Origin of the sequence: Achromobacter sp. (assembly GCF_036567245.1) — a bacterium.
GTDB lineage: Bacteria > Pseudomonadota > Gammaproteobacteria > Burkholderiales > Burkholderiaceae_B > Achromobacter.
This window is the reverse complement of sequence record NZ_DATCUY010000537.1, coordinates 1-7,172: the sequence shown is the minus strand read 5'-3', so window position 1 is coordinate 7,172 and position 7,172 is coordinate 1. Positions and strand designations below refer to the sequence as shown.

Sequence of the window (7,172 nt, the reverse complement as noted above, 5' to 3'; positions counted from 1 at the left end):
CGACGCCATCGCCAGCGACACCGCGGCCACGGCCGCCAAGCGGCCAGGGCCGGGGCAAGCCCACGCTCCCGCCAAACAGTTGGCGGCGCTGGCCGAGGCCGACGCCGACTACGCGAATTTTCGCCAGCGCTATCTGTCGTTGCAGCACACGATGGAAACCGCCGTCGGCAATCTGCGCAGCCGCCTGCGCGGCATGGTTGCGGCCAAGAATGGCGAAATGACACGTCTGGCGGTGGTCGACGCCATCATGGACCGCGCGCTGCTGCCCAAGGAACGCGCGCTTTTCGGCGTGATTCCGAAGTTGCTCCAAGGCCATTTCAACCGCCTGCGCGATGCCGAGGCCGCAGCGCTGACCGAGCTTGCCGCATTGGCTGAAGCCGGTGCTGAGGGCGAAGCCGAGGCAGGCATAGCGCCGGCGCAGGCATCGATAACGCCAGGCGCCTGGCTGGACACGTTCCGCAAAGACATGCGCAGCGTGCTGCTAGCCGAATTGGATGTTCGTTTACAACCGGTCGAAGGGTTGCTTGCCACCCTTCGCGCCAGCTAACCGGGACACTATGTCCAAATATCTGACTAATCTCGTTGTTTTCTTGGCGGGTCTGGCCGTCGTGGGCTGGATCGGCGCGGGCTATGCGGGCAACAATCCGCTGGCGCTGGCCGTGACCTTGCTGATAGGCGCCTGTTACCTGGGCGGCGCGCTCGAACTGCTGCGCTATCAGCAGGCGACGTCCTCGCTGACCCGCGCGCTGACGGGCCTGTCCGACGCCCCCGGCAACCTGGGATCCTGGCTGGACCAGTTGCCGCCCAGCCTGCGCAACGCCGCGCGCCTGCGCATCGAAGGCGAGCGCGCGGGCCTGCCCGGACCGGCGCTGACGCCGTATCTGGTGGGCCTGCTGGTGCTGCTAGGCATGCTGGGCACCTTCCTGGGCATGGTCGTGACCCTGCGCGGCACCGGCCTCGCGCTGGAAAGCGCGACCGACCTGGCCGCCATCCGCGCCTCGCTCGCCGCGCCGGTCAAGGGCCTGGGCTTCGCCTTCGGCACCTCGATCGCCGGTGTCGCCAGCTCCGCCATGCTGGGCTTGCTGGCGGCCCTGTGCCGCCGCGAACGCGTGCGCGCAGCGCAACTGCTGGACAGCAAGGCCGCGACCACGCTGCGGGTGTACTCGCAAGGCTACCAGCGCGAGGAATCCTTCAAGCTGCTGCAACGCCAGGCCGAAGTCATGCAGCGCCAGGCCGAAGCCATGCCGACCCTGGTCGACCAATTGCAAACCATGATGAACAACATGGCGCAGCAGAACCAGGCCCTGAGCGACCGCCACATGGCCAGCCAGGACGCCTTCCAGGGCAAGGCCGAAGCGGCCTACTCCCGCTTGGCCGCCGTCATGGAACAGTCCATGAAGGAAAGCGTGTCGCAAAGCGCGCGCTCGGCCGGCGCCGCCCTGCAACCGGTCGTGGAAGCGACGATGGCCAGCCTGTCGCGCGAAACCGCAACGCTGCAGGACACCGTGACGCAAGCCGTGCAGCGCCAGCTGGAAGGCCTGACCTCGGGCTTCCAGGCCACCACCAGCAACGTCGCCGGCATCTGGAACCAGGCCCTGGCCGGACAGCAACGCGCCAGCGAAGCCCTGTCCCAGGATCTGCGCGCCTCGCTCGACCACTTCGCCCAGACCTTCGAACAACGCTCGGCCGCCCTGCTGGACAGCGTGTCCTCCCGTCTGGAGGAATCGTCGGGCAGCATGTCGCACGCATGGACCCAGGCACTGTCGCGCCAGGAGCAGGCCAGCGAAAAGCTGGCTGGCGACAATCTGCAAGCCCTGACCGCGGCCGCGGCCAGCTTCGAGCAGCATTCGGCCTCGCTGCTGCGCACCCTGAACCAATCGCACTCCCTGCTGCAATCCGAACTGGCTTCGCGCGACCAGCAGCGCCTTGCCGCCTGGACCGAAACGCTGGGCGCCATGGGCGCCACGCTGCGCCAGGAATGGGAGCAGTCCGGCGCACAGGCCGCTGAACGCCAAGAGGCGATCAGCGCCACGCTGGCGCGGGCGGTGCATGACATCACCGCGCAGGCGCAGGTCCAGGCCCAGTTGCTGGACGGCGTGTCGGCCCGCATGGAAGCGGCCGCCAACGGCGTCTCGCAGCAATGGACCAACGCCCTGGCCCGCCAGGAACAGGCCGGCGAAAAGCTGGCCGGCGACAACCGCGAGGCCCTGGCCGCGGCCGCCGCCACCTTCGAACAGCACTCCGCCGCCCTGTTGCAGACGCTGGACCAGTCGCATGCCCAGCTACAGAATGCGCTGGCCTCGCGCGACCAGGAACGCCTGGCCGCCTGGACCGGCACGCTGACCGCCATGGGCGCCACGCTGAGCCAGGAATGGCAGCAGGCCGGCGCCGACACCGTGGCCCGCCAACAAGCCGTCAGCGACACGCTGGCCCAGACCGCGCGCGACATCGCGGCCCAGACCCAGGCCCAGGCCGGCTTGCTGGAGAACGTATCCGCCCGTCTGGAAACGGCGGCCGGCAGCGTCACCCAGGCCTGGACCGAAGCCCAGGCTCGCCAGGAACAGGCCAACGCCAAGCTCGCTGGCGACAACCAGCAGGCCCTGGAAGCCGCCGCGGCCACCTTCGAACAGCATTCCGCGGCTCTGCTGCAAACGCTGGACCAGTCGCACACTGAATTGCAAGCCGCGCTGGCTTCGCGCGACCAGGAACGCCTGGCCGCCTGGAGCGGCACGCTGACCGCCATGGCCGCCAAGCTCGGCCAGGAATGGGAACAAGCCGGCACGCAAGCCGCGCTGCGCCAATTGGAAGTCAACGACACGCTGGCCCAGACCGCGCGCGACATCGCCGCGCAGACGCAGACCCAGGCCGGCCTGCTGGAAAGCGTGTCGGCCCGCCTGGAAACGGCGGCTACCGGCGTCACCCAGGCCTGGACCGAAGCGCAAGCGCGCCAGGAACAGGCCAACGCCAAGCTGGCCGGCGACAACCAGCAAGCGCTGGAAACCGCCGCCGCCGCATTCGAGCAGCACTCCACCGCCCTGCTGCAAACGCTGGAGCAATCGCACGCCGGATTGCAGGACGCCCTCGCCTCGCGCGACCAGGAACGCCTGGCCGCCTGGACCGGCACGCTGACCGCCATGGCCGCCAAGCTCGGCCAGGAATGGGAACAAGCCGGCACGCAAGCCGCGCTGCGCCAATTGGAAGTCAACGACACGCTGGCCCAGACCGCGCGCGACATCTCTGCGCAGACGCAGGCCCAGGCCGGCCTGCTGGAAAGCGTATCGGTCCGCCTGGAAACGGCGGCGACTGGCGTCACCCAGGCCTGGACCGACGCGCAGGCGCGCCAGGAACAGGTCAACGCCAAGCTGGCGGGCGACAACCAGCAAGCGCTGGAAACCGCCGCCGCGGCCTTCGAACAGCATTCCGCCGCCCTGCTGCAGACGCTGGACCAGTCGCAGACGGACCTGCAAGCAGCGCTCGCATCCAAGGACGAAGCGCGCCTGGACGCCTGGACCGGCAAGCTCGGCGCCATGGCCGAGTCGCTGCGCGCCGAATGGGAGCAGACCAGTTCCTACACGGCCAGCCAGCAGCAGCAGATCTGCGACACGCTGGCCATCACCGCGCAAGACATCAGCGCCCAGACCCAGGCGTCGGCCAACGACACCATCGCCGAAATCGGCCGCCTGGTGCAGGCCGCCTCCGAAGCGCCGCGCGCCGCCGCCGAGGTCATCGGCGAACTGCGCCAGAAGCTCTCCGACAGCATGGAGCGCGACAACGACATGCTGGAAGAACGCACTCGCCTGCTGGAAACCCTGGGCACCTTGCTGGACGCCGTGAACCACACCGCCGCTGAACAACGAACAGCCGTGGACGCGCTGGTGTCCTCATCCGCAGACCTGTTGGATCGCGTCGGCACGCAGTTCACCGAGCAGGCCCAGGCCGAAACCGGCAAGCTCGCCGAGGTGGCCGCGCAGGTCGCCAGCGGCGCGATCGAAGTGGCCAGCCTGGGCGAATCCTTCGGTACGGCCGTGCAGCTCTTTGGCGAATCCAACGACAAGCTGGTCGCGCACCTGCAACGCATCGAAGCGGCGCTGGACAAGTCCATCGCGCGCGGCGACGAACAGCTGGCCTACTACGTGGCCCAGGCCCGTGAAGTGGTCGACCTGAGCATGGTGTCGCAGAAGCAGATCATCGAGAACCTGCAGCAGCTGGCCAGCCAGCGCGCGACGGCCGGAGCGGAAGCGGCATGAGCGAGGACATCGACGGCGGCGTGGAGCCCGCAGTCCCGGCCTGGGCCGTCTTTGGCGACCTGATGTCGGTGCTGCTGGGCGCCTTCGTCCTGATCCTGGTGAGCGTCGTCGCGGTGCAACTGCAGCTATCGACCCAGCTCGAGGAAGAGGTCAAGCAACGCCAGGTCGAAACCCAACGCCGCGAGACGCTGGAGCAGGCGCTGGCGGGACCGCTGGCCGCCGGCCGCGTGACCTTGATCAACGGCCGCATCGGCATCAGCGGAAGCGTCTTGTTCGCGCTGAACTCCGACCAGTTGCAGCCGGAAGGCCGCGAGATCCTGAAGAGTCTGATCGAACCCCTGTCGGCCTATCTGAAATCGCACAACGAGATCCTGATGGTCAGCGGCTATACCGACGACCAGCAGGTGCGCGAGGGCAACCGGCGCTTCGCCGACAACTGGGACCTGTCCGCGCAGCGCGCCCTGACCGTGACGCGCGCCCTGATCGACGAGGGCGTGCCTTCGTCGGCCGTGTTCGCCGCGGCCTTCGGCTCCGAACAGCCGGTGGCCGCGAACACTGACGAGGAAGGCCGGGCCAAGAACCGCCGGGTGGAAATCGCGCCCATCCCCAAACCCTCCAGCGACGCCGGAACCAAGAATGGCCAGTGACGGCACGCGCGGCGAAATCATCGACGCCCGGGCCATGCTGGACGCCTGGCGGGAAACCGGCGCGGACCGCCTCGCGCCGGTCCGCTTCCAGTTCATGGACGCCCTGCAGCGACGCGCCGCGGCGCAGGACGGCCAGGCCCGCAAGCTGCTGGACGGCAGGCTGGCGGCGCTGATCCAGGCCTACGAGGCCGAACTGGACGGCGCGTCCACAGAGGCACTGGAAGACGCCGGCGAAAGTGCCGATGAATGCGCCCAAGCAGGCGCCACCGCGCCCGCTCCCGCCGCTTGCGAACCCGGACCGTTGGCGGCGCTGGCCGCCTATATGGCCGATTCCGGCCCCGACGCGCGCGGCGCCGCCGACCTGCGCGCCTCCTACCCGGAACTGGAAGTGCTGGAGTACTTCCGTGGCGTCTGGTCGCGAGTCAGCGCGGACCGGCAGGTCCGGCAGTCCCAGGAACAGGTGCACAAGAACGCCGGCCCGCTCAACTCCAACCAGTTGGTGCACCGCGCGCTGTCGCTGATGCGCGAGGTGTCGCCGGGCTATCTGCAACAGTTCCTGTCGTACACCGATGCGCTGATGTGGCTGGAGCAGGTGCAAGCCGCCACGGCGCCCCCGCCCAAGGAAGCCGCGCCCCGCGCCGGCGCCAAGAAGACGGCGCGCGGCAAGGGACGCTGACAGTGCCAGGGCGCGGCCCGAGCCAGCCAGCCCCACCTGCGCGCTCATCGGGCCGCCCCGCCAGGCGTCTCCTGGCCCCCGATTTGCGCCCTTCCACTCATCAGCAGTAAGATACGTTCCATATACAAACCATATATGGATCGCTAACTCCATGGGCATCGTCAAGATTTCCGAGCAGATGCATGAGAATCTCCGCGTCGCCAGCGGCGCACTCAGCCGCTCCATCAATTCCCAGGCCGAACACTGGATGCGCATCGGCATGCTGTCCGAGCTCTATCCCGAGCTGCGCCACGCCGACATCTGCCAACTCCTGATCCGCATCGAACAGGCGGAAGGCTTCGCCATCGCCTCCCTGTCCCAGGGGCTGCCGCAGGCCGCCCAGCAGGAGGCCGCGTAAATGGCGAAGAAGGTATCCATCAAGTCCGCCGCCGACATCGAAATGGCCCGCAAGGCCGGCGCCATGGCGGCGGAAGTGCTGCACATGATTGCCGAACACGTCCGCCCGGGCGTCACCACCGACGAGCTGGACCGCATCTGCCACGACTACATCGTCAACGTGCAGAAGGCAATTCCCGCCAACGTCGGCTACCACGGCTTTCCCAAGACCATCTGCGCCTCGGCCAACCACGTGATCTGCCACGGCATCCCGTCGGCCAAGGTGCTAAAGAACGGCGACATCCTCAACATCGACGTAGCCGTCATCAAGGACGGCTGGTTCGGCGACACCAGCCGCATGTACTACGTGGGCCAGCCCAGCCCGCTGGCGCGCCGCCTGGTCAACACCACCTACGAAGCCATGCGCGCAGGCATCATGGCCGTCAAGCCCGGCGCCACGCTGGGTGACATCGGCCACGCCATCCAGACCGTGGCGCACCGCGAGCACTTCAGCATCGTGCGCGAATACTGCGGCCACGGCATCGGCCAGATCTACCACGACGATCCGCAGGTGCTGCACTATGGCCGCCCCGGCGAAGGCATGGTGCTGCAGCCCGGCATGATGTTCACCATCGAACCGATGATCAACGCCGGCAAGCCTCAGACCAAGCAACTGCCCGACGGTTGGACCGTGGTCACCAAGGACCGCTCGCTGTCAGCGCAATGGGAACACATGGTGGTCGTGACCGAAACCGGCTACGAGGTGCTGACGCCCTGGCCGGACGGCTTTGGCGACTATCCGCCCATCCCCTGATACCCTGAGGTGACGCGGCGCGCCGTTCCTTGCCCATGGCAAGGAACGGAGTGCGCACAGGCAAGGGCACGATCATGATCGTGCCCTTGCCGTTTCCGCCATCCGCGCATCCATGTCCGCCCTGCCCTCCGCATTCCGCCGCCTGGCCGCCTCCAACCTGGCCGCCCAATTCTCCGAACAGATGGCGCTGGCGGCCGCCCCGCTGGTCGCGGTCCTGGCGTTGGGCGCCAGCGCAGCCGAGACGGGTTATCTGCAAACCGCCCAGACCCTGCCCTTCCTGCTGCTGTCCCTGCCCGCCGGTGTATTGGCCGACCGGATGTCGCGGCGCGCGCTGATGACCGCCGCCGAATGCGTGCGCGCCGCCAGCCTGCTGGGCCTGCTGGCGCTGCTGGCCACGGGCGGACTGAGCCTGG

Annotated in this window: 7 protein-coding genes; all 7 read left to right on the top strand. The window is 68.3% G+C overall.

What is annotated here, in order from left to right; genetic code table 11:
* Nucleotides 1-547, top strand: a 547-nt coding sequence (locus VIR09_RS22800) for a DUF3348 family protein (RefSeq protein ID WP_332014913.1), incomplete at its 5' end; no start/stop codon positions are given.
* A 10-nt stretch (nucleotides 548-557) separates the two neighbouring features.
* Entirely contained in the window at nucleotides 558-4,247 is a 3,690-nt protein-coding gene (locus VIR09_RS22795) for a DUF802 domain-containing protein (protein ID WP_332014912.1), read from the top strand.
* Entirely contained in the window at nucleotides 4,244-4,894 is a 651-nt protein-coding gene (locus VIR09_RS22790) for an OmpA family protein (RefSeq protein WP_332014911.1), read from the top strand. Before VIR09_RS22795 ends, VIR09_RS22790 begins: the two co-directional genes overlap by 4 nt.
* Nucleotides 4,884-5,570, top strand: a complete 687-nt coding sequence (locus tag VIR09_RS22785) for a DUF2894 domain-containing protein (protein ID WP_332014910.1) — start codon at nucleotides 4,884-4,886, stop codon at nucleotides 5,568-5,570. The genes VIR09_RS22790 and VIR09_RS22785 overlap by 11 nt, the downstream gene beginning before the upstream one ends.
* Before the next feature lie 151 nt (nucleotides 5,571-5,721).
* A complete protein-coding gene (locus VIR09_RS22780; RefSeq protein WP_013394276.1) occupies nucleotides 5,722-5,967 on the top strand; it encodes a ParD-like family protein in 246 nt (81 codons plus the stop codon).
* The gene (gene map, locus VIR09_RS22775) at nucleotides 5,968-6,759 is read left to right on the top strand and encodes a type I methionyl aminopeptidase (RefSeq protein WP_054456411.1); all 792 of its coding nucleotides are present in this window, start codon (nucleotides 5,968-5,970) and stop codon (nucleotides 6,757-6,759) included.
* 112 nt (nucleotides 6,760-6,871) lie between these two features.
* Nucleotides 6,872-7,172: MFS transporter (locus VIR09_RS22770; protein ID WP_332014909.1), on the top strand; the 301-nt coding region annotated here is incomplete at its 3' end.